Origin of the sequence: Flavobacterium ponti (assembly GCF_042652765.1) — a bacterium.
Taxonomy (GTDB): domain Bacteria; phylum Bacteroidota; class Bacteroidia; order Flavobacteriales; family Flavobacteriaceae; genus Flavobacterium; species Flavobacterium ponti.
On record NZ_JBHSGW010000026.1, the window covers coordinates 48,709 to 68,879 of the forward strand.

23 protein-coding genes are annotated in these 20,171 nt (G+C 29.9%); 12 read left to right on the forward strand and 11 right to left on the reverse strand.

All coding sequences use genetic code 11. The annotated features are described in order from the left end of the window. Nucleotides 1-52: 52 nt before the first annotated feature. From ACFO3U_RS11300 to ACFO3U_RS11310, 3 genes are read right to left on the reverse strand one after another with little or no spacing between them, the layout of a single operon-like run. The gene (locus ACFO3U_RS11300; RefSeq protein WP_379742237.1) at nucleotides 53-829 is read right to left on the reverse strand and encodes a T9SS type A sorting domain-containing protein; all 777 of its coding nucleotides are present in this window, start codon (nucleotides 827-829) and stop codon (nucleotides 53-55) included. Between the two features lie 5 nt (nucleotides 830-834). Next, nucleotides 835-1,350: an ankyrin repeat domain-containing protein gene (locus ACFO3U_RS11305; RefSeq protein ID WP_379742240.1), complete on the reverse strand. Its 516-nt coding sequence runs from the start codon at nucleotides 1,348-1,350 to the stop codon at nucleotides 835-837. Then, nucleotides 1,347-1,733 carry an OB-fold protein gene (locus tag ACFO3U_RS11310; protein ID WP_379742243.1) on the reverse strand — a complete coding sequence of 129 codons (387 nt, stop codon included), beginning with the start codon at nucleotides 1,731-1,733 and terminating at the stop codon, nucleotides 1,347-1,349. The genes ACFO3U_RS11305 and ACFO3U_RS11310 overlap by 4 nt, the downstream gene beginning before the upstream one ends. 57 nt (nucleotides 1,734-1,790) lie before the next feature. Here ACFO3U_RS11310 and ACFO3U_RS11315 point away from each other — a divergent pair, with 57 nt between their 5' ends. The 3 genes from ACFO3U_RS11315 to ACFO3U_RS11325 are packed head-to-tail and all read left to right on the forward strand — an operon-like array spanning nucleotide 1,791 to nucleotide 3,427. Next, nucleotides 1,791-2,153 carry a c-type cytochrome gene (locus ACFO3U_RS11315; RefSeq protein ID WP_379742246.1) on the forward strand — a complete coding sequence of 121 codons (363 nt, stop codon included), beginning with the start codon at nucleotides 1,791-1,793 and terminating at the stop codon, nucleotides 2,151-2,153. Between the two features lie 30 nt (nucleotides 2,154-2,183). Next, on the forward strand, nucleotides 2,184-2,723 hold the full coding sequence (locus tag ACFO3U_RS11320; RefSeq protein WP_379742249.1) for a YceI family protein: 540 nt from the start codon (nucleotides 2,184-2,186) through the stop codon (nucleotides 2,721-2,723). 53 nt (nucleotides 2,724-2,776) lie between these two features. Further along, the gene (locus tag ACFO3U_RS11325) at nucleotides 2,777-3,427 is read left to right on the forward strand and encodes a hypothetical protein (RefSeq protein WP_379742252.1); all 651 of its coding nucleotides are present in this window, start codon (nucleotides 2,777-2,779) and stop codon (nucleotides 3,425-3,427) included. Nucleotides 3,428-3,484: 57 nt separating this feature from the next. On the opposite strand, the gene ACFO3U_RS11330 is transcribed toward ACFO3U_RS11325, so the two are convergent. After that, nucleotides 3,485-4,447, reverse strand: a complete 963-nt coding sequence (locus ACFO3U_RS11330) for an ion channel (RefSeq protein WP_379742255.1) — start codon at nucleotides 4,445-4,447, stop codon at nucleotides 3,485-3,487. 299 nt (nucleotides 4,448-4,746) lie between these two features. Between ACFO3U_RS11330 and ACFO3U_RS11335 the strand changes: the two genes are divergently transcribed. Both ACFO3U_RS11335 and ACFO3U_RS11340 read left to right on the forward strand, forming a co-directional pair. Continuing rightward, complete coding sequence (locus ACFO3U_RS11335; protein ID WP_379742258.1) at nucleotides 4,747-5,097, forward strand: type II toxin-antitoxin system RelE/ParE family toxin; 351 nt, start codon at nucleotides 4,747-4,749, stop codon at nucleotides 5,095-5,097. Beyond that, nucleotides 5,087-5,422, forward strand: a complete 336-nt coding sequence (locus tag ACFO3U_RS11340) for a helix-turn-helix domain-containing protein (protein WP_379742261.1) — start codon at nucleotides 5,087-5,089, stop codon at nucleotides 5,420-5,422. Before ACFO3U_RS11335 ends, ACFO3U_RS11340 begins: the two co-directional genes overlap by 11 nt. Before the next feature lie 243 nt (nucleotides 5,423-5,665). On the opposite strand, the gene carB is transcribed toward ACFO3U_RS11340, so the two are convergent. Then, the gene (gene carB / locus ACFO3U_RS11345) at nucleotides 5,666-8,521 is read right to left on the reverse strand and encodes a carbamoyl-phosphate synthase large subunit (RefSeq protein WP_379742477.1); all 2,856 of its coding nucleotides are present in this window, start codon (nucleotides 8,519-8,521) and stop codon (nucleotides 5,666-5,668) included. A 166-nt stretch (nucleotides 8,522-8,687) separates the two neighbouring features. Beyond that, nucleotides 8,688-8,849 (reverse strand): 50S ribosomal protein L34, encoded by a 162-nt coding sequence (gene rpmH, locus ACFO3U_RS11350; protein ID WP_035665819.1) that lies wholly within the window; start codon nucleotides 8,847-8,849, stop codon nucleotides 8,688-8,690. A gap of 152 nt (nucleotides 8,850-9,001) precedes the next feature. Between rpmH and ACFO3U_RS11355 the strand changes: the two genes are divergently transcribed. After that, nucleotides 9,002-9,517 (forward strand): DUF2892 domain-containing protein, encoded by a 516-nt coding sequence (locus tag ACFO3U_RS11355; RefSeq protein ID WP_379742265.1) that lies wholly within the window; start codon nucleotides 9,002-9,004, stop codon nucleotides 9,515-9,517. Between the two features lie 88 nt (nucleotides 9,518-9,605). On the opposite strand, the gene ACFO3U_RS11360 is transcribed toward ACFO3U_RS11355, so the two are convergent. Together ACFO3U_RS11360 and ACFO3U_RS11365 are read right to left on the reverse strand one after the other, a co-directional pair. Further along, nucleotides 9,606-10,484: a lytic transglycosylase domain-containing protein gene (locus ACFO3U_RS11360; RefSeq protein ID WP_379742267.1), complete on the reverse strand. Its 879-nt coding sequence runs from the start codon at nucleotides 10,482-10,484 to the stop codon at nucleotides 9,606-9,608. Then, entirely contained in the window at nucleotides 10,468-11,151 is a 684-nt protein-coding gene (locus tag ACFO3U_RS11365; RefSeq protein ID WP_379742270.1) for an alpha/beta fold hydrolase, read from the reverse strand. The genes ACFO3U_RS11360 and ACFO3U_RS11365 overlap by 17 nt, the downstream gene beginning before the upstream one ends. A 50-nt stretch (nucleotides 11,152-11,201) precedes the next feature. On the opposite strand from ACFO3U_RS11365, the gene ACFO3U_RS11370 reads away from it, so the two are divergent. Further along, nucleotides 11,202-11,483 (forward strand): GNAT family N-acetyltransferase, encoded by a 282-nt coding sequence (locus ACFO3U_RS11370; RefSeq protein WP_379742273.1) that lies wholly within the window; start codon nucleotides 11,202-11,204, stop codon nucleotides 11,481-11,483. 60 nt (nucleotides 11,484-11,543) lie between these two features. On the opposite strand, the gene mtaB is transcribed toward ACFO3U_RS11370, so the two are convergent. After that, nucleotides 11,544-12,872 (reverse strand): tRNA (N(6)-L-threonylcarbamoyladenosine(37)-C(2))-methylthiotransferase MtaB, encoded by a 1,329-nt coding sequence (gene mtaB, locus ACFO3U_RS11375; protein ID WP_379742276.1) that lies wholly within the window; start codon nucleotides 12,870-12,872, stop codon nucleotides 11,544-11,546. A 137-nt stretch (nucleotides 12,873-13,009) separates the two neighbouring features. Between mtaB and ACFO3U_RS11380 the strand changes: the two genes are divergently transcribed. Then, nucleotides 13,010-13,318 carry a hypothetical protein gene (locus tag ACFO3U_RS11380; RefSeq protein WP_379742279.1) on the forward strand — a complete coding sequence of 103 codons (309 nt, stop codon included), beginning with the start codon at nucleotides 13,010-13,012 and terminating at the stop codon, nucleotides 13,316-13,318. A gap of 24 nt (nucleotides 13,319-13,342) precedes the next feature. On the opposite strand, the gene ACFO3U_RS11385 is transcribed toward ACFO3U_RS11380, so the two are convergent. Together ACFO3U_RS11385 and ACFO3U_RS11390 are read right to left on the reverse strand one after the other, a co-directional pair. Then, entirely contained in the window at nucleotides 13,343-14,518 is a 1,176-nt protein-coding gene (locus ACFO3U_RS11385) for a GlmU family protein (RefSeq protein WP_379742282.1), read from the reverse strand. A 94-nt stretch (nucleotides 14,519-14,612) separates the two neighbouring features. Next, nucleotides 14,613-14,867, reverse strand: coding sequence for a type B 50S ribosomal protein L31 (locus tag ACFO3U_RS11390; RefSeq protein WP_379742285.1), 255 nt, complete (start codon nucleotides 14,865-14,867; stop codon nucleotides 14,613-14,615). 235 nt (nucleotides 14,868-15,102) lie between these two features. Between ACFO3U_RS11390 and ACFO3U_RS11395 the strand changes: the two genes are divergently transcribed. The 4 genes from ACFO3U_RS11395 to ACFO3U_RS11410 are packed head-to-tail and all read left to right on the forward strand — an operon-like array spanning nucleotide 15,103 to nucleotide 20,170. Next, on the forward strand, nucleotides 15,103-15,633 hold the full coding sequence (locus tag ACFO3U_RS11395; RefSeq protein WP_379742289.1) for a DUF4199 domain-containing protein: 531 nt from the start codon (nucleotides 15,103-15,105) through the stop codon (nucleotides 15,631-15,633). Beyond that, nucleotides 15,634-16,587 (forward strand): glycosyltransferase family 2 protein, encoded by a 954-nt coding sequence (locus ACFO3U_RS11400; RefSeq protein WP_379742292.1) that lies wholly within the window; start codon nucleotides 15,634-15,636, stop codon nucleotides 16,585-16,587. Nucleotides 16,588-16,608: 21 nt separating this feature from the next. Continuing rightward, entirely contained in the window at nucleotides 16,609-18,336 is a 1,728-nt protein-coding gene (locus tag ACFO3U_RS11405) for a phospho-sugar mutase (protein ID WP_379742295.1), read from the forward strand. Between the two features lie 4 nt (nucleotides 18,337-18,340). Next, a complete protein-coding gene (locus tag ACFO3U_RS11410) occupies nucleotides 18,341-20,170 on the forward strand; it encodes an ABC transporter ATP-binding protein (RefSeq protein WP_379742298.1) in 1,830 nt (609 codons plus the stop codon). Nucleotide 20,171 lies beyond the last annotated feature (1 nt).

Consider the following 20,171-nt stretch of genomic DNA (forward strand, 5'->3'; position numbering starts at 1 on the left):
AAAAAAAGAAATAGTAGCCTAAACTACTATTTACTATTAAAGGTTACTAATTTTATTCGCTAATGATAATTTTTTTCCAAGAACTATCAGTCTCATTTTTAATTTCTAAAAGATAAATACCAGTTTGCAAACCTTCAACATTAACTTCAATTGACTCTGAATTTTTAGCATCAATTGTTTTAACAAAAGAACCTGTGTGAGAATAAATATTTATTGTTTGCACTGTTGTTTTTGATTCAATAGTAAAATTACCATTTGAAGGATTTGGATAAATTTGAGCACTATTTAAAGAAAAATCTTCAACACCTAAAGTTGATAAAGGAGTATTTAACAACACAGCTCTATTATTCCCATGATAAGACAATGCAAATGTTGCACTACTCATTTTTGCCCAAGCTAAATCAATATTGTTATCAGCAAAATTAAATACATAATCAGTAGCATCACCAGTATTAAAAGCTCTTGTATAAACCAAAGTCCTTAATCCTGTAGATGGAGTATTATTAGTATTTGAAACTAAAACCCAATTATTTGTAGTATCATTTGTAGGTGTTGAACCAATTCCATTGTGATCTGCTTCCACTAGTGTTACATTATTCCAATAAACTAAATCAGCACCTGATTCCATTCCACCGTTAAAAGAACCATATTGTAATGCAAACCATCTGTCATTTGGACCTGTTAAAGTCAAAGTAACCGTCTGAGAAGGACTATCCAATAACATTGTCGCAGTAGTATTGGAAGAAAGATTCAATAGACCTGTAGTTTTTTGCTGGGAAAAACCAACAAGTGTAAATAAGGATAATAAAATTAAAGTAGTTTTTTTCATAGTTTTTATTTTAGTAAATTAATAATTTCTTTATTTTCTGAAAACACAGCATATTCAAAAGCTGTTTTGCCATTTTTATCAAGTACAGTTTTGTCTGCATTATGTTTTAACAAAGCCTTTACTAAATCTTCATTTTTAAACTGCACTGCATACATTAATGCTGTAACACCATTACTATCAGTAAGGTTTGGGTTGGCCTTTTTTTCTAACAAATAGGTTCCTATTTCAACATTACCTTTAACAACAGTTGCCATCAAAGCTGTTCCCATTTCGGTTGTAACATCTAAATCTTCAACAGAATCAATTAAAAATTTAGCCACATCATTATTGTTTTTATAACAGGCCAAAATTAATGGTGTAAAACCTCTATCGTTTAATTCATTAATTACAGATGGATTTGATTTCATAATCTCTTTCACCTCTTCTACTGTTCCACTTCTAGCTATAGTAAAAATGTCTTTTTGAGCAATCCCTTGAAAAGACATGAAAATTGTAAAAAAGTAAAGTATTTTTTTTATCATTTTATTATTGTTATTTGATCCATTTTTACTTCTTCTAATAATTCATCATAACCTATAAATCTCCCTTTAAGAGTTACCGAATCATTAATAGTAATATTATCTAAACCGTTTTCTACCAACCCAAATAACTGATTGTCTATAGTTATTGACTTATCTGAGTTATTAGTTGAAGTAACAACACCTCTAACAGTAATTGTTTTATCTAAATACCTTTGGTCAGCTTCTTCTTCTCCATTTGAATATGCTTCAATTAACTCACTAACAGTAACACTGTAAGATGATACTTCTTCTGAAATACTTCTGTGCGATTTATAAACATACTTATAAATTCCAAATGATACTAAGCAAATTAAAAGAAAAAATAAAATTACTTTCTTTTTCATTTTTAACAATTTATTTCAAATTTAATAAAAATTATTAACTTTATACAAAAAAATAACATGCTGAAAATTAAATATTTATTTATTCCCTTAATTTTATTAAGTCTTTCGTGTACAAATCATTCAGAAGATGATTTAATTATTAAAAGTGAGAACCCTATTTTAGTAACATACGAGCAAAATGTTAAATCAATAATTAACAATAATTGCGTTAGTTGTCACGGTTCAACTCCTTCCAACGGAGCACCAATGTCATTAACAACTTACAACCAAGTAAAAGATGCTGTCTTAAATAGAGGTTTATTAGACCGAATTTCCCGAACCACTGGAGAACCAGGATTGATGCCAAATGGTGGGCCAAGGTTACCACAGCAAACCATAGACATTGTTGTAAAATGGAATTCAGATGGACTATTGGAATAATTCTTGTAATTAATTTATAAAAACAAAAACATGAAAAATATTTTAGGCTTTTTAACTTTATGTCTACTCAGTTTTTCTCCAATTGTTGAGAAAAAAATAACGAAAACTGGCACTATTACTTTTGAAGCTTCTGTTCCTTCTTTTGAAGAAGTCAAAGCCAAAAACGATGCTGTTACTGCTATATTAAATACAGAAAATGGTGAAATTGCAGCTCTAGCACTTATGAAAGGATTTCGATTCAAAGTTGCTTTAATGGAAGAACACTTTAATGAAAACTATATAGAAAGTAACAAATATCCAAAAGCAACTTTTAAAGGTAAAATTGAAAATTTTGATGCTTCAAAATTGTCTTCAACTGCACAAGAATACACTATAAAAGGAAAGCTTGAGCTACATGGAAAATCTAAAGATTTAAACATTAAAGCAAAACTTAAAAAAAATGGAGAAATCATTAATTTAATCTCTGATTTTAAGGTTAATGTAGACGATTTTGATATTGAAATACCAAGTGTAGTTAGTAAAAAACTTTCAAAACAAGTTAACGTTTCCTTAGATTTTAATTTGAAATAACTTGTAATTCTACTTTTTTTAATACTTTTATAAAAAAATTTATACTTAATAAAATGAAAAAAATTAAACAAATCTCAATTTGCCTTTTGCTATTAGCTTCTATTAGTTCAATCGGTCAAACAATGACTAGTGGTGTTGTAAAATACAAGATGACTAGCGACAACGAACAAATGGCAATGATGGGTGACATCATAATGACCAATTATTTTGACAAAGATAATGTTGCCGTAGAAGTAGATATGATGGGTGGAATGGTTTTGACAAAAGTGTACAAAAAAATCAATGAGCCAAACTCTACAAAAATGACTATGGATGCAATGGGTAATAAATATGAAATTACTGAAATTGATGAAAATGCTTCAAAAGGTGTAGATATGGCTGATTTAGACAATATTGTTTCTGTTACTTTAGACAAAAAAGACACTAAGGAAATAGCAGGATACAAATGCTACAAAGCAAGTGTAACTTATAAAGAAGACAAAACAGGTGAATTTTATGTTACTGACAACATTCAAATGATGAATTCTACTAAAGAAAATAAATTAAAAGGTTTTCCTTTAGAAATGACAATCGTTACTCCTCAAGCAACATTAAACTTAATAGCTACTGAAGTTTCTAAAGATTTACCAAAAGAAGCATTCATCGTTCCAGAAGGATTTGAAAAAGTAACTATGGAAGAATTTCAAGAAAAAATGGGTGGATAATCCAAAATAAATTAAAAACAAAAAGCACAATCTCATCACGAAATTGTGCTTTTTTTTTTATGCTTTCAAAGAAACCTTCTGATATGAATTTAATTTTTCTAAATGCAAAATAGTCTTCGTATCATCTTCATTTCTATTGTACATCATATCAAATTTTGCACCATAAACAACTTCGTTTAAAACATAAGATGTACGCTTAACAACTTGGTCGCTATACATATCATCAAAGGTTTTTACATACACAATAATTTCACCATCAATTGTTTGATAATCTTCTTCTGTAAAACCGTATAAAGGACTTTCTTTTGTAATTGGGTGAACCAAAGTCCAACTCAACATTAAGGAATTTATTTTTTCCAATTCTAAATCCAATTGATAAAACTTATTGACTGGTTTTCCATTTTCTTCCACACTTAAACCTAAAGTTACTCTAGCTTCTACTTCAAAAAGATTTGTATTTTTATAAGGAGCCATTCGCAACATCAAAGCCGTTTCTTCTCCATAAGGAGCTATTAAAGCATTATCAGAAAAACGAATAAAAGCTTCCGATTTACTAAAACGACCAAAAAACAAACCCGTAGCAATCGCAAAAGTTAGCAAACCAATCAAAGCTTCTATAGACGAAACAAAACTTGCCCAAAAACCTGTTGGATTAATATGTCCATAACCTACAGTTGTATAGGTTTGAATACTAAAAAAGAAAGCTTGTGCAAATTTTTCAAGATTATTATCAGCGGTGATACCACTTAAATGTTCTACTCCAATTAAATAATACAATGTGGCAAAAAGCGTATTCACCACAAAATAAAAAAGAAGAATTACCAACAAAAATTTCCATCTTGGAATGTTGATCATGGTATGATACCAACTCACACTTTCTAAAAAACTAATTCCTACTTTTTTAACGTTAGCATCTCCATTTTTAGAAATAAACCGACCACCATAATTAGAAGCATTAGCACCAAAACCAGTATCGTTATCTAGTTTAGCCTTTTTATTTATTTTTTTCAGAAAATCCATAATAGTAATTTGAAGTAGTAAAAATATAAAAACTCTTTCATTAAAAACAGTTGATGCAAATACATTATTATTTTATAAATAAATTATTTACAACAATTAATTTTATATATTTGATAGAACAACAAAAACATGCGACTATCCTGCCAATTTGGTATAAAAACAGTAGGAAAGTAGCGACTATAAACTAGTTGGTAGATATAGTATTTCAGATTTCCAAAACAAAATTTTCTTAAAAAAACAACAAATAAATTTCTATTCAAAATATATTTGTATCTTTGTATGGAAACAAATTAAGCTGAATGAATAAATTTAATGTTATATTTTTGACTGAAGCAAGGGAATTTTTGCTAGAAATTGATGAAAAAAGTCGGGACAAGATAATTTTCAACATTGACAAATCAAAAATAAAAAATGATAATGAACTGTTCAAAAAACTAAAAGGAGAAATCTGGGAATTTAGAACTTTATATAACAAAACATATTACAGAATTTTTGCTTTTTGGGACAAAACAGAAAAAATTGAAACATTGGTTTTGGCAACACATGGAATAGTGAAAAAAACAGGAAAAACTCCTGAAAAAGAAATTGAAAAAGCAGAAAATATAAGATTGAGATATTTTGAACTTAAAAATAAGAGAAATGAAAAATAAAGGAAAAGAATTAGAAATGTTCTCTTTTGACAAAATTAAAGATGAATTCATCGGAGAAGTTGGAACCGTAAAAAGAACACTATACGAACAAGAACTTCAAATGGAAATTCTTGGCGATCTAATAAAAAAAGTTCGTATTGAAAGAAATATGACGCAAGAAGAACTTGGAAAATTAATAGGCGTTCAAAGAGCACAAATTTCAAAGCTTGAAAACAATACAACTAATGTCACAGTTGAAACAATTTTGAGAGTTTTCAGTGCCTTAAAAGCCAAAGTGAATTTTAATGTAGAAATCTTAAATAGTAACGTAAAAATTGCTGGATAAAACTACATCTACCAACACACGTTTGTGCTAATGGCTAGGTAATTTTTCATCAGAAATCAATCCGTCGAATCAATTATTTGTGTATTTTTGGTTTGGCTAGTAATCAAACTACGCCACTAGCACAAGCGCGAGAACGTTAACAATAATTTAAAAAAAGTTGTTTATGTGCTACTCGCACATTTTTTAGAGTATAAACAAAAAAAGTCCTCAATTACGAGGACTTTTTTGTCTTACTACTTAATACTATTTACTCAAATACATTTTTCTTCTTGAGTACAACTCATAAAATTGATCATCTTTCAAATCGTCAATAAACAATATGCTTTCTCCAGTTGATTTCATTTCTGGTCCTAAAGCTTTGTTTACATTTTTAAACTTACTAAAAGAGAAAACTGGCTGCTTGATGGCAAATCCTTTTAATTGTGGATTAAATTTAAAGTCTGTTACTTTATTGTGACCTAACATCACTTTTGTAGCATAATTTACATAAGGTTCACCATACGCTTTTGCAATAAATGGAACCGTTCTAGAAGCTCTTGGATTGGCTTCAATAATATAAACCGTATCATCTTTAATCGCAAATTGAATGTTGATTAATCCAACCGTTTTTAAAGCACGAGCAATTTTGTGGGTATGTTCTTTGATTTGTTGCATTACAAATTCACCCAAGTTAAAAGGAGGTAAAGTTGCATTACTATCTCCTGAATGAACTCCACAAGGTTCAATGTGTTCCATGATTCCGATGATGTACACATTTCCATCAGCATCACAAATTGCATCAGCTTCAGCTTCGATGGCACCATCTAAATAATGGTCTAACAACAATTTATTTCCTGGAATTGACTTTAATAAATCAATTACATGTTCTTCTAATTCTTGTTTGTTAATTACGATTTTCATTCCTTGTCCACCCAAAACATAAGAAGGACGAACTAACAATGGAAAATCTAAAGTATCAGCTAATTGAGAAGCTTGATCAGCATTTTCAGCAATTCCGAATTTAGGGAAAGGAATATTTAATTCTGTTAATAAATCTGAGAATCTTCCTCTGTCTTCTGCTAAATCTAAGGCATCGAAAGAAGTTCCTAATATCTTAATTCCATATTTAGAAAGTTTCTCAGCTAATTTCAAAGCGGTTTGTCCACCTAATTGAACAATAACTCCTTCTGGCTTTTCATGACGAATGATATCGTAGATATGTTCCCAAAAAACAGGTTCGAAATATAATTTATCAGCTGTATCAAAATCTGTAGAAACCGTTTCAGGGTTACAGTTAATCATGATAGTTTCATAACCACATTCTTTTGCTGCTAAAACTCCATGCACACAAGAGTAATCAAATTCAATTCCTTGTCCAATTCTATTTGGTCCAGAACCTAAAACAATTACTTTCTTTTTATCGGTAACAATACTTTCGTTATCTACATAAGTTGTTCCATCAGCTTTTTGAATTTCAGCTTCAAAAGTGGAGTAATAATAAGGTGTTTTTGCAGTAAATTCAGCAGCACAAGTATCCACTAATTTATAAACTCTGTTAATGTTTTGTTCATCTCTCAATTTATAAACTTGACTTTCCAAACAACCCATCATATGAGCAATTTGTCTGTCTCCATATCCTTTTTGCTTAGCTTCAAGCAATAATTCTCTAGGTAAAGTTTCTACTTTATATTTTGAAATTTCTCTTTCTAAGTGGAATAATTCTTCATATTGTTTTAAGAACCACATGTCTATTTTAGTAATTTCATGAATTCTACTCAATGGAATTCCCATTGCAATAGCATCATAAATTACGAAAACTCTGTCCCAACTCGCATGAGTTAGTTTCTCAATAATTTGGTCGTAGTTTTTGTAACCTTTTCCATCAGCTCCTAAACCATTTCTTTTAATTTCTAACGACTGAGTTGCTTTGTGAAGCGCTTCTTGGAACGAACGTCCAATTCCCATAACTTCACCAACCGATTTCATTTGAAGTCCTAAAGTTCTGTCAGCACCTTCAAATTTATCGAAGTTCCAACGTGGTATTTTTACAATTACATAATCAAGAGTTGGTTCAAAAAGAGCCGAAGTTGATTTTGTAATTTGATTTTGTAATTCGTCTAAGTTATACCCTAAAGCTAATTTTGTTGCGATTTTTGCAATTGGATATCCGGTAGCTTTTGAAGCTAAAGCCGAAGAACGAGAAACCCTTGGGTTAATTTCAATAGCAACAATGTCTTCTTTTTCATCTGGTGAAACAGCAAATTGAACGTTACAACCTCCAGCAAAATTTCCGATAGAACGCATCATTAAGATGGCCATATCTCTCATTTTTTGGAATGTTGTATCTGATAAAGTCATAGCTGGTGCAACCGTGATACTATCTCCAGTATGAATACCCATTGGATCCATATTTTCGATAGAACAGATGATTACTACGTTATCATTTTTATCTCTAAGTAATTCTAATTCATACTCTTTCCAACCAATTAAGGCTTTATCAATCAACACTTCATGAATAGGAGACATTTCTAATCCATAAGTCAATTTTTCATCAAAATCATCTTTGTTGAAAACGAAAGCTGCTCCAGTTCCACCAAGTGTAAACGAAGGACGAATAACTACTGGAAAACCAAATTCTTGAGCAATTTCTTGACCTTGTAAAAAAGAAGTTGCAATTTTTGCTGGTGCTGCTCCTACTGCAAGTTTAACTAAAAGTTGTTTGAATTGCTCTCTATCTTCTGTAATATTAATGGCATTTACATCAACACCAATCATTTTTACATTAAAATCATCCCAAATACCTTTATCATTAGCTTCCAAACAAAGGTTTAAAGCTGTTTGACCACCCATTGTTGGCAAAACAGCATCAATTTGAGGATGTTCTTTTAAGATTTGGATTAAAGATTTTGTAGTAAGTGGCAATAAATATACATGATCAGCCATGGAAGGATCTGTCATGATGGTTGCAGGATTAGAGTTGATCAAAATTACTTCAATTCCTTCTTCACGAAGCGAACGTGCTGATTGTGAACCTGCATAATCAAATTCACATGCTTGTCCGATTACGATTGGACCTGAACCTATAATTAAAACCGATTTGATTGAATTGTCTTTTGGCATTGTATTTATTGTGTTGTGATTGTAGTTTAGTTGTATCTTCAAATTTAATCTCTTTGGCTTACATTATAAACTTTGAGATTTGAAACTTATTAAAAATTATAAACAAGTTTAAAAAAAAGCCGCTACTAATAAAAGTAACGGCTTGATATTGATTAGTAGCTAATCATTATTTTTTATGTCTTGGTTCGCAAGAAACAGTTAATTTGTGTCTTCCTTTTGCTCTTCTACGTGCAAGGACTTTTCTACCATTAGGAGTAGACATTCTATCCATAAACCCGTGTTTATTTCTTCTTTTTCTTTTCGATGGTTGAAACGTTCTCTTGCTCATTGCTTTATATCTTTAAAAATCTATTTTACTTTTTGTTATAGCTTCCTATAAATCGAGTGCAAATATACAAAGGTTTTTTTCATTTACAAGTAGTTTTTAAAATATTTTTTAGTTAGAATTTATTACCTTTGCTCCAAATTAAAAAATACAGTATGTTTAACAAGAATATCAAACTAATTTTAGCAGGTTTAATCATTGCTTTTGCTATATATCAATTTACAGAAGGCAATATAGGTAACGGGATTTTCTTACTTCTTTTTTCAATCATTTTTATTTTCTTATACTTTAAAAATGAAATGATTTTGTTAGCTTTTTTAAAATTGAGAAAACAAGATATGGATGGAGCCAAGTCTTGGTTAGATAAAATAAAAAATCCAGAAGCAGCTTTAGTAAGAAAACAACAAGGTTATTACAACTACTTAAACGGAATTATGGTTTCGCAAACTAACTTAACTTTAGCTGAAAAGTTTTTTAAGAAAGCTATTGAATTAGGATTAAGTATGGATCAAGATTTAGCTTTAGCGAAATTACAATTAGCTGGAATTTCTTTAACAAAAAGAAGAAAGATGGAAGCTACTAAATATTTAAATGAAGCAAAGAAATTAGACAAACACAATATGTTGAAGGAACAAATAGATATGTTAAAACAGCAATTGAAAAGGATTTAAGATTTTTAGATACTAGATTTTAAGATAAAAAAAATCACAAATTAGATAAACTAGTTTGTGATTTTTTTTGTGCTGTAATTTCTAAATATTATTTTTTAGGGATTTCAATTTCATAAGTCTTTCCTGAAGAAACTGTAAGTTTTTTGTCGCGTAACCAAGGATTTAAAACTTTAAGTGTTTTATAATTTGTTTCATGTTCTTTAGCAAACAAAGCTAAATCTTCAATTGTATTTTCAATTATTAATTTTTCTGTTGGAACATTAATATATAGTTCGTTTATTGGAATATCAAATCCGTATTTAGGTGAATTTTTCATAATTTCTTTCAAAGCTAAAATTCTGAAAACATAACGACCAGTTTCTTCATAAAACAAAGCATCATAATAACTTGAAACTTGCTGAGCTTCTAAAACTCTATTAATTCCAGCCATTCCACCATTGTATGAAGCAGCAACTAACGTCCAGTTTCCAAATCTCTTGAAAGCATCATTTAAATATTTACAAGCAGCTTCAGTTGATTTTTCCAAATGATAACGCTCATCCACTTCACTAGAAACTTCCATTCCATATTCTTTGGCAGTTGTAGGCATAAATTGCCAAATACCTCTAGCTCCAGCTGGAGAGACTGCATTTACCAAACTACTTTCAATTACTGCCAAATATTTAAAATCATCAGGAATTCCATTTCTTTTTAAAATAGGCTCAATGATTGGAAATACTTTATTAGCTCTTTTGATTACTAAAGTTGTATTTGAGTGGTAATTGATATTGGTAACCATTTCTCTATCCAAACGCTCACTAACATCGTTATCACTAGTTGGAACCATTTCACCTGCAAAATTCATTTCTGAAGGATAAGGAACTGTTGGACTAATTCTTGTAATTGTATTGGAAGCAGCATAAATAAACAAACTACTAATAGCTATAATTCCTGTTATTTGTAACGTTTTTCTAAGTTTCTGATTCATCTTCTTCATTGTTTAAAATTAATTTAGGTAAATTTTCATTCAACCATTTGTACTTCGTTATCACTAAAATATGTGTTGCACCTTTCACAACAATACTATTTTTAATATGTCTTATTGGAAAAACTGCATCTGCATCACCATGAATATGAATTATATTCTTAGCTGGATTTGTTCTTTGCCATAAAATTACGTTTTCTATTGCCCAATCCAAATATTTTTTGTCTCGCATTTGCAAATATTTTTCATAAAGTTTTAAACGTCTTGTAACTAAATTCTCGCCAAAAGCATATTTTGCTAATGCTTCAACACTTGAAAGCAACTGTGTTGGAATAATCTTATAAGCCTTGGTTGACTTAGCTATTTTCATTCGCAACGGCAATTCAAGATTTGATTTGACACTTGAAATAATAATTACTTTTCTAGTTTCAATATGCAAAGCCATTTCTTGCACTAAAATTCCTCCGAAAGAAACTCCGACTAATACTGGATTCTTATGCTTTATTTTTTTTGTCATTCGCAAAGCATAGTCTTCGATTGTCTCTTTATCATTTGGCAAAAACCATTCCAAATAAAAAATTTCAAAAGTTTCTTCTGGTAATTTTATAAATTCAAAAATTGTTGAACTTGCAGCTAAACCAGGCATTAAATAGACAGGAATCTTACTCATGGGATTTGTAGAAAAAGTTTCGTAACTTTGTGAAACAATTAAATTTAAAAATGGAAATCAAAGATAACGAACTTTTAAGACAATTTGAAATAACAACAGACACTGGTTTAGTTGCCATTGAATATTCTTTACAAGAGCGAAAGATTTTTTTAACAAAATTCTGCGAGAATGAAAATGAAGATATTGATTTACAGGATGAATTTATCAAAAAAGTGTTAGCTATTGCAGAAGATAGAAACTTAAAGGTAGTACCAACTCACTTGAGATTGATTAAATTTTTTAGAAAACATAGACGTTACCAAGAAATGCTTCCTCCAGGCTTAAAAATATAAAAAACAAAAAATGCTCTTTTAAACAAAGAGCATTTTTTTATAAGTTAATTTGATGTTTTCTTAAACTTTAACATTTAAAAACTCTAATCTTACACTTCCATCATCATCTATTTTTGATAATTTGATTTCGTGTGATGTATTAGCTAATTCAGGGTTCCAAGGAGTTTTTACTTTTACGTAATTTTCTGTAAAACCGTGAATGTATCCTTCTTTATTTTCACTTTCAAATAAAACTGTTCGGTTAGTTCCAATTTGACTTTCGTAAAATGCTCTACGTTTTTTAACTGACAAACCTCTTAACATTTTACTTCTTTTGGCACGAACATTCTTTGGCACTACTCCATCCATTTCGGCTGCTTCTGTATTATCTCTTTCTGAATAGGTAAAAACATGTAAATAAGAAATGTCTAAATCATTCAAAAAATGATAGGTTTCTAAAAAATGTTCATCTGTTTCACCTGGAAAACCAACTATTACATCCACACCAATACAAGCATGAGGCATTACTTCACGAATTTTATTTACTCTATCCACATACAATTCACGTAAATAACGACGTTTCATTTTTTTTAAAATGTCATTACTACCAGATTGTAATGGAATATGAAAATGTGGAACAAAAGCTCTGGATTTTGAAACCAATTCAATAGTTTCATTTTTCAATAAATTAGGTTCGATTGATGAAATTCGCAAACGTTCAATTCCTTCAACTTTATCTAATTGGGTAACCAAATCTAAAAAAGTATGTTCGTGTTTTTTATTTCCAAATTCCCCTTTTCCGTAATCTCCAATATTTACACCTGTTAAGACTATTTCTTTAATTCCTTTAGCAGAAATTTCAGCAGCATTTTTCAAAACACCTTCCATAGTATCACTACGAGAAATCCCTCTTGCTAATGGAATGGTACAATACGTACATTTATAATCACAACCATCTTGAACTTTTAAGAAAGCACGTGTTCTATCTCCAAAAGAATAACTTCCTACATAAAAATCAGCCTCTTCAATTTCACATGAATGCACTTCACCCATGTCATTTTTAGACAAATCGTTAATATAATCAGTTATTTTAAATTTCTCGGTTGCTCCTAAAACTAAGTCAACACCATCAACTGCAGCTAACTCTTCTGGTTTTAATTGGGCATAACAACCAACAGCAGCAACAAATGCATTTTCATTAGTTTTTAATGCTTTTTTGACTATTTGTTTAAATTGTTTATCAGCATTTTCGGTAACTGAACAAGTATTGATAACATACATATCAGCAAATTCTTCAAAATCTACTCGTTCAAATCCTTCGTCTTGAAAATTTCTCGCAATAGTTGAAGTTTCGGAGAAATTTAATTTGCATCCTAAAGTGTAGAATGCTACTTTTTTTTTGTTTTCCATAAGTTTGCTCAATTGATGAAATCGTTGTCAAAAAATTGAGTTTGCAAATTTAGGTAAAAATTATACAACCGCAAATTCGCAAATTAAATTTGTAACTTTTTGGTAATTTGGTTCGTATAATTATTAAACTAAAGATTATGGCTGGTGAAGGTTCTATGATGCATGCAATTCATACCATGCGAAATAACAAAGCACTTTTAAAAGATAAAAGAAGAAATAGTTGGAAAAATTACACAGGAAATAAAATTATTCTAACAGAAGACCATATTAAAGCTTCACCAGAATTGTTGGCTAAAATTAGAGAAAAATTTAAAGCAGAAAGAAGACAAAAAGTTAAAGAAAATATCTTTTATTTTATAATTACAATCATCATTCTGATTATACTTTTTTATACTATTTATTGGTTATACTTTTTTGACAATAGTATAAATGTTTACGAACAATAACATATTCTGAGAACTGGAAACTAATTACTCTTTTCTGAATTTTTTAGTTTCTTCAAAAATATGTTCCATTATTTTGGCATCTTCATCTGTGAATTCTACTTTTCTTCTACTCATAACTATTTTTGCCGTTTCAAAAGCTTTTTTAGTGACATAAGTTGTAAAACCAGAAGCTCCACCCCAAGAAAAACTCGGAACAAAATTACGCGGAAAACCTGAACCAAAAATATTGGTTGAAACTCCAACAACTGTTCCTGTGTTAAACATCGTGTTAATTCCACATTTAGAATGATCACCCATCATTAAACCACAAAATTGCAATCCTGTTCGAGCAAAACCTTCCGTTTCATAACTCCATAGACGAACCTCATCATAATTATTTTTAAGATTGGAATTATTGGAATCAGCTCCAATATTACACCATTCTCCTAAAACAGAATTTCCTAAAAATCCATCATGACCTTTGTTTGAATATCCAAAAAGTACCGAATTATTTACTTCTCCACCAACTCTACAATGAGGTCCAACAGTGGTAGCACCATAAATTTTTGTTGCTAATTTAACTTGTGCTTCTTCACAAAGTGCAAAAGGTCCACGAATCACAGAACATTCCATTATTTCTGCATTTTTTCCAATATAAATTGGTCCAGTTGAAGCATTAAGTGTTACGAATTCCAACTTTGCTCCTTCTTCAATAAAAATATTTTCGGGTGCAATTACATTAACGCTTTTTGGAATAGGTTGTGACTTTCTATCTTGTGTTAAATAATCAAAATCTTCTCTAATAGCAATATCATTTTTCTCAAAAATATCCCAAGTATTTACAATTTGTAAAACATCACCTTCATAATCAATCAAATCATATTTATCAAAATCAATTTCTTCTTGGGTATCATTGGTAAAAAAAGCAATAATTTCTTCTCCATAAATAATCGCTTGATTGCTTTCTAAATTCATAATCATTTCAACCAAAATTTCATTAGGCAAAAAAGAAGCATTAATCATGACATTTTCTTCCATTTCGACCATTGGAAATTTTTCCATTAAATATTCTTCAGTTAATGAGGTTGTAGTATATCCTAAATACATTTCCCATTTTTCTCTAATAGTCAAAATTCCAACACGAATATCAGCTACAGGTCTAGTAAACGTAAATGGCAAAAGTGAGTTACGAACAGTTCCGTCAAAAAGTATATAGTTCATGATTTTTTTTAATTTGAAAGCTCAAAGTTACAAAGTTTATTCCATAAAAAAACCTCCCAAATTGGAAGGTTTTCTATGTTTTGAAAAATTTCGATTATTTTTTATCGAATTTAGCATATTTAGTTTTGAATTTATCAATACGTCCTGCAGTATCGATAAGTTTAGATTTACCTGTGTAAAAAGGGTGAGAAGTTCTAGAAATCTCCATTTTAAAAACTGGATATTCAACACCTTCGTGCTCAATTGTTTCTTTAGTTTCTACTGTTGATTTTGTAATAAATACATCATCGTTACTCATGTCTTTGAAAGCTACTAATCTGTAATTTTCTGGGTGGATTCCTTTTTTCATCTTTGTAAATCTTTTTATTTGTTGGCTATAAACCGTTCTGATGCTTTCTCTTTTTACTGAAAAAGGTATAAACGTCTATAACTTTTTGTTTATAATCTTTTATATTTTGAGAGTGCAAATTTACACTTAATTTTTAATTTACAAGCACTTCTGTAACTTTTTTTATTTTTTTATCACTTATATAGGTAAACTTTATTATTTCTATATTTGTAAATTAATTAAAAACAAACTAACCATGAACGAAATTATTAAAAAGAACGGAATTACTTTTGGAATAATCACGGGTGTGATTTCTATCCTAATAACAGGATTTATCTATTTGGTAGATATTAAACTTTTTACTGCTTGGTGGCTAGGATTAGTTAGCATAGCTATATATTTAGGAATTGGAATTTATTTATTAATAAAAACTAGAAAAGAATTAGGTGGAGTTTTCTCATTTAAAGATGCTTTTACTACTTATTTTATTTCAGCAGTTATTGGGATTGCAATTTCTGTAATTTTTAATATTTTGCTTTTTAATGTTATTGATCCTTCATTAAAAGACACTGTTCAAGAATTATCCATTGAATCTGCTGTTAGCATGATGAAAAAATTTGGAACGCCAACTTCTGAAATCAAAAAAGCTGTAGAAGGTATGTCTGAAACAAATCAATTTGAAACTATGAGTTTGTTAAAAGGTTCTGCATTTAGCATTATTTTTAGCTCAATTTTTGGATTAATTTTAGCAGCTATTTTCAAAAGCAAACCAAAAGACCAATACTAAATGAATTTATCCATAGTTATTCCTTTATTAAACGAACAGGAATCTTTACCCGAGTTGCACCAATGGATTGCAAAGGTTATGCATGAAAATAATTTTTCGTATGAAATTCTCTTTATAGATGATGGAAGTACGGATAATTCTTGGCAAACCATTGAACAATTATCTCAAAAAGATGAAAACGTAAAAGGAATTCGTTTTTTGAGAAACTATGGAAAAAGTCAAGCTTTACATGCAGGTTTTGCACAAGCAAAAGGTGATGTGATTATTACTATGGATGCAGATTTACAAGATAGTCCAGATGAAATTCCAGAATTATTTGACTTAATTAGTAAAGAAAACTATGATTTAATTTCGGGTTGGAAGAAGAAAAGATATGACTCTGTTGTATTTAAAAATATTCCATCCAAATTATTCAACTGGGCAGCAAGAAAAACTTCTGGTGTAAAATTGCACGATTTTAATTGTGGTTTAAAAGCTTATAGAAAGAATGTTGTAAAAAACATTGAAGTTTCTGGAGAAATGCATCGTTATATTCCTGTTTTAGCTAAAAATGCAGGATTTGGAAAAATTGGTGAAAAAGTAGTGATTCATCAAGCTAGAAAATATGGAAGTTCTAAATTTGGAGTAAGTCGTTTTATAAATGGGTTTCTTGATTTAATAACGATTTGGTTTATTTCAAAATTTGGAAAAAGACCCATGCATTTATTTGGATTATTAGGAACATTAATGTTCATATTTGGTTTTTTAGCAGCTGGATATATTGGTTTTATGAAAATATGGAAGTTATATCATAATTTACCAACCATTTTAGTGACAAGAGATCCTTGGTTTTATATTGCATTAACCACAATGATAATAGGAACACAATTATTTTTGGCTGGCTTTCTTGGTGAAATAATTTTAAGAACAAAAAATAACGAAGAACGATACAAAATTTCTGAAAAAATAGAGTAAAGTTCATTAATGATAATAAATATGCATATCGATCAAAAGATATTAGACAAAGTAAATATTTGGTTAACTCCAACATTTGACAATCAAACTCAAGAAGAAATTAAAGAAATGATGACTTCTTCACCTTCAGAATTAGAAGATAGTTTCTACAAAAATCTTGAATTTGGAACTGGTGGAATGCGAGGAATAATGGGTGTTGGAACCAACAGAATTAACAAATACACCCTTGGAAAAAACACTCAAGGTTTATCTGACTATTTAAAAAAATCTTTTCCAAACGAAAATCTAAAAGTAGTTATTGCTTATGATTGTCGTCACAATAGTAATACTTTGGCTAAAGTTGTCGCTGATGTATTTTCAGCCAATGGAATTCACGTTTATTTGTTTTCAGATTTACGTCCAACTCCAGAACTATCTTTTGCTTTAAAACATTTGAATTGTCATGCAGGAATTGTTCTAACTGCTTCACACAATCCACCAGAATATAATGGATACAAAGTCTATTGGCAAGATGGTGGACAATTAGTTCCACCGCAAGATGGAGAAATTATTCAATTAATTGAAAGTCTCCAATATAGCGATATTAAGTTTGAGGCAAACGAAAGTTTGATTAAATATATCGATAAAGAAATTGACGAAGCTTTTGTAAATTCTACTATTGAAAATGCTAGTTTTAACACACCTCAAAGTGCTAAAGACAATTTAAAAATTGTTTATACCTCTTTGCACGGAACATCAATTAAATCAGTTCCAGATGTTTTGGCAAAAGCGGGTTATAAAAATGTAAATATAGTTGCCGAACAAGAAGCTCCAGATGGAAATTTCCCAACCGTAAAATCACCAAACCCAGAAGAACCTGAAGCTTTAGCTATGGCAACAACTTTGGCTGAAAAAACAAATGCTGATATTGTTGTAGGAACTGACCCTGATAGTGATCGAGTTGGTGTTGCCGTTCGAAACTTGGAAGGTGAAATGGTTTTATTAAACGGAAACCAAACAATGGTTGTAATGACTGCCTTTTTGCTAGAAAAATGGAAACAAGCTGACAAGATTACAGGTAAACAGTTCATTGGCTCAACTATTGTATCCACTCCAATGATGCTTGAATTAGCTTCTGCTTATGATGTAGAATGTAAAGTTGGACTAACTGGTTTTAAATGGATTGCAAAATTTATAAAAGACTTTCCTAATCAGCAATTTATTGGTGGTGGAGAAGAAAGTTTCGGTTATATGGTTGGAGATGCAGTAAGAGATAAAGATGCTGTTTCTGCTATTTTATTAGTTTGTGAAATTGCAGCAATTGCTAAAGCTAATGGAAGTAGTATTTACCAAGAACTTTTAAATTTATATGTTGATTATGGTTTTTACAAAGAACATTTAATTTCTTTAACAAAGAAAGGAATTGCTGGATTGGAAGAAATAAACCAAATGATGATTGATTTACGCGAAAACCCAATGAAAGAAATCAATGGTGAAAGAGTTGTAATGATTGAAGATTATCAAAATAGTACTGCTAAAAACATGTTCACTGGTGAAATTGAAACTCTACATCTACCAAAATCAAATGTGTTAATTTACTATTTAGAAGATGGAAGTAAAATTTGTGCAAGACCAAGTGGAACAGAACCAAAAATTAAATTTTACTTTAGTGTAAACGAGACTTTAGATAGTATAGACAACTTCAAGAAAGTAGAACAAGAAATAGATACCAAAATAAAAAATATTATTGCTTCAATGCAATTGAATTAATTGAATGAAAAAAATAATTCACAAATTAAGCCCCTATTTAAAACCATTTAAAGGTCATATTATCTGGAATGTATTTTATAACATTCTATATGCTCTTTTCAGCACGCTTTCATACGTTACTTTGTTACCCATGATGAACGTTTTGTTTGACAAAACAAAAAGAGTAACTACAGAACCAGTTTATGAAGATGTTTTTCATTTAAAAGATTATTTAGAAAACCTAATGTATTATAAAGTTACTATGTTTTCTGATAGTGGAACACCTCAAAAATCACTTCTATTAGTAGTTTCTGTTGTGATTTTAACATTTTTATTGAAAAATATTGCAGGTTATTTAGCATCCTTTCACATGATGCATTTACGTAATGGTGTTACCGCAAAGTTACGAAATGTAATGTACAACAAAGTAATTAGCTTACCAGTTTCATTTTATTCTGAAAAAAGAAAAGGAGATGTTATGGCAAGAATGCTGGGTGATGTTGGAGAAGTTCAAAATTCATTTTTCATGCTTTTAGAATTAATTGTAAAAGAACCCTTTACAATCATTTTTTCAATAGCAATGATGTTTGCTTATAGTTGGAAATTGACTCTTTTTGTTTTCATATTCATTCCTGTTTCTGGTTTAATAATCTCAAGAATTGGAAAAAGTTTGAAATCACAATCACTTCGTGCACAAAATGAAGGTGGTTACATGATTTCATTAGTGGAAGAAACTCTAACTGGTTTAAAAGTTGTGAAGAGTTACAATGCTGAACCTACGTTTAAAAACAAATTTGGAGACTCAATCAATCGTTTATTAAATCTATCAAATAAAATTGGTAAGAAAAACAATTTAGCTGGACCTTTGAGTGAAGTAATGGGAATTATAACAATTGCCATATTATTGTTTTATGGAGGAAGTTTAGTTTTGGTAGACAAATCATTAGACGGAGCTATTTTCTTGGTTTTTATGGGATTAGCATACAACATCTTGACTCCAGCAAAAGCTATTTCCAAAGCATCTTATGCGGTTAAAAACGGAATTGCAGCTGCTGATCGTGTATTTGAAATTTTAGAACAAGAAAATACTATTGATACTAAAATTGATGCTGTTGAAAAAACAGATTTCACAGATAAAGTTACCATTGAAAACATCAACTTTAGATATGGTGATGAAAATGTCTTGAAGAATTTTTCTATTGAAGTTCCTAAAGGAAAAACTGTCGCTCTTGTTGGGCAATCTGGTTCTGGAAAAAGTACGATTGCCAATTTATTAACTCGTTTTTATGATGTACAAGAAGGTGCTGTTAAAATTGATGGTGTTGATATCAAATACATGAATATTCATTCTTTAAGAGGTTTGATGGGATTGGTTACTCAAGATTCTATTTTGTTTAATGATACAATCAAGAACAACATTCTCATTGGAAAACCTGATGCAACCGATGAAGAAATTTTTGATGCCTTAAAAATTGCTAATGCTTATGAATTTGTAGTTGATTTACCCATGGGAATCGAAACAAATATTGGAGATGCTGGTGGAAAATTATCTGGGGGACAAAAACAGCGATTATCCATTGCGAGAGCTGTTTTAAAAAATCCTCCAATTATGATTTTGGATGAAGCAACTTCTGCTTTAGATACAGAAAGCGAAAAATTTGTACAAGTTGCGTTAGAAAATATGATGCAAAACAGAACATCAATTGTAATTGCACACCGTTTATCTACTATTCAAAAAGCAGATAATATCATTGTGATGCAAAAAGGTGAAATTGTGGAACAAGGAAATCACGCTGAATTAATGGCAAAAGAAGGTATGTATTCAAAATTAGTCATGATGCAATCTTTTGAATAAC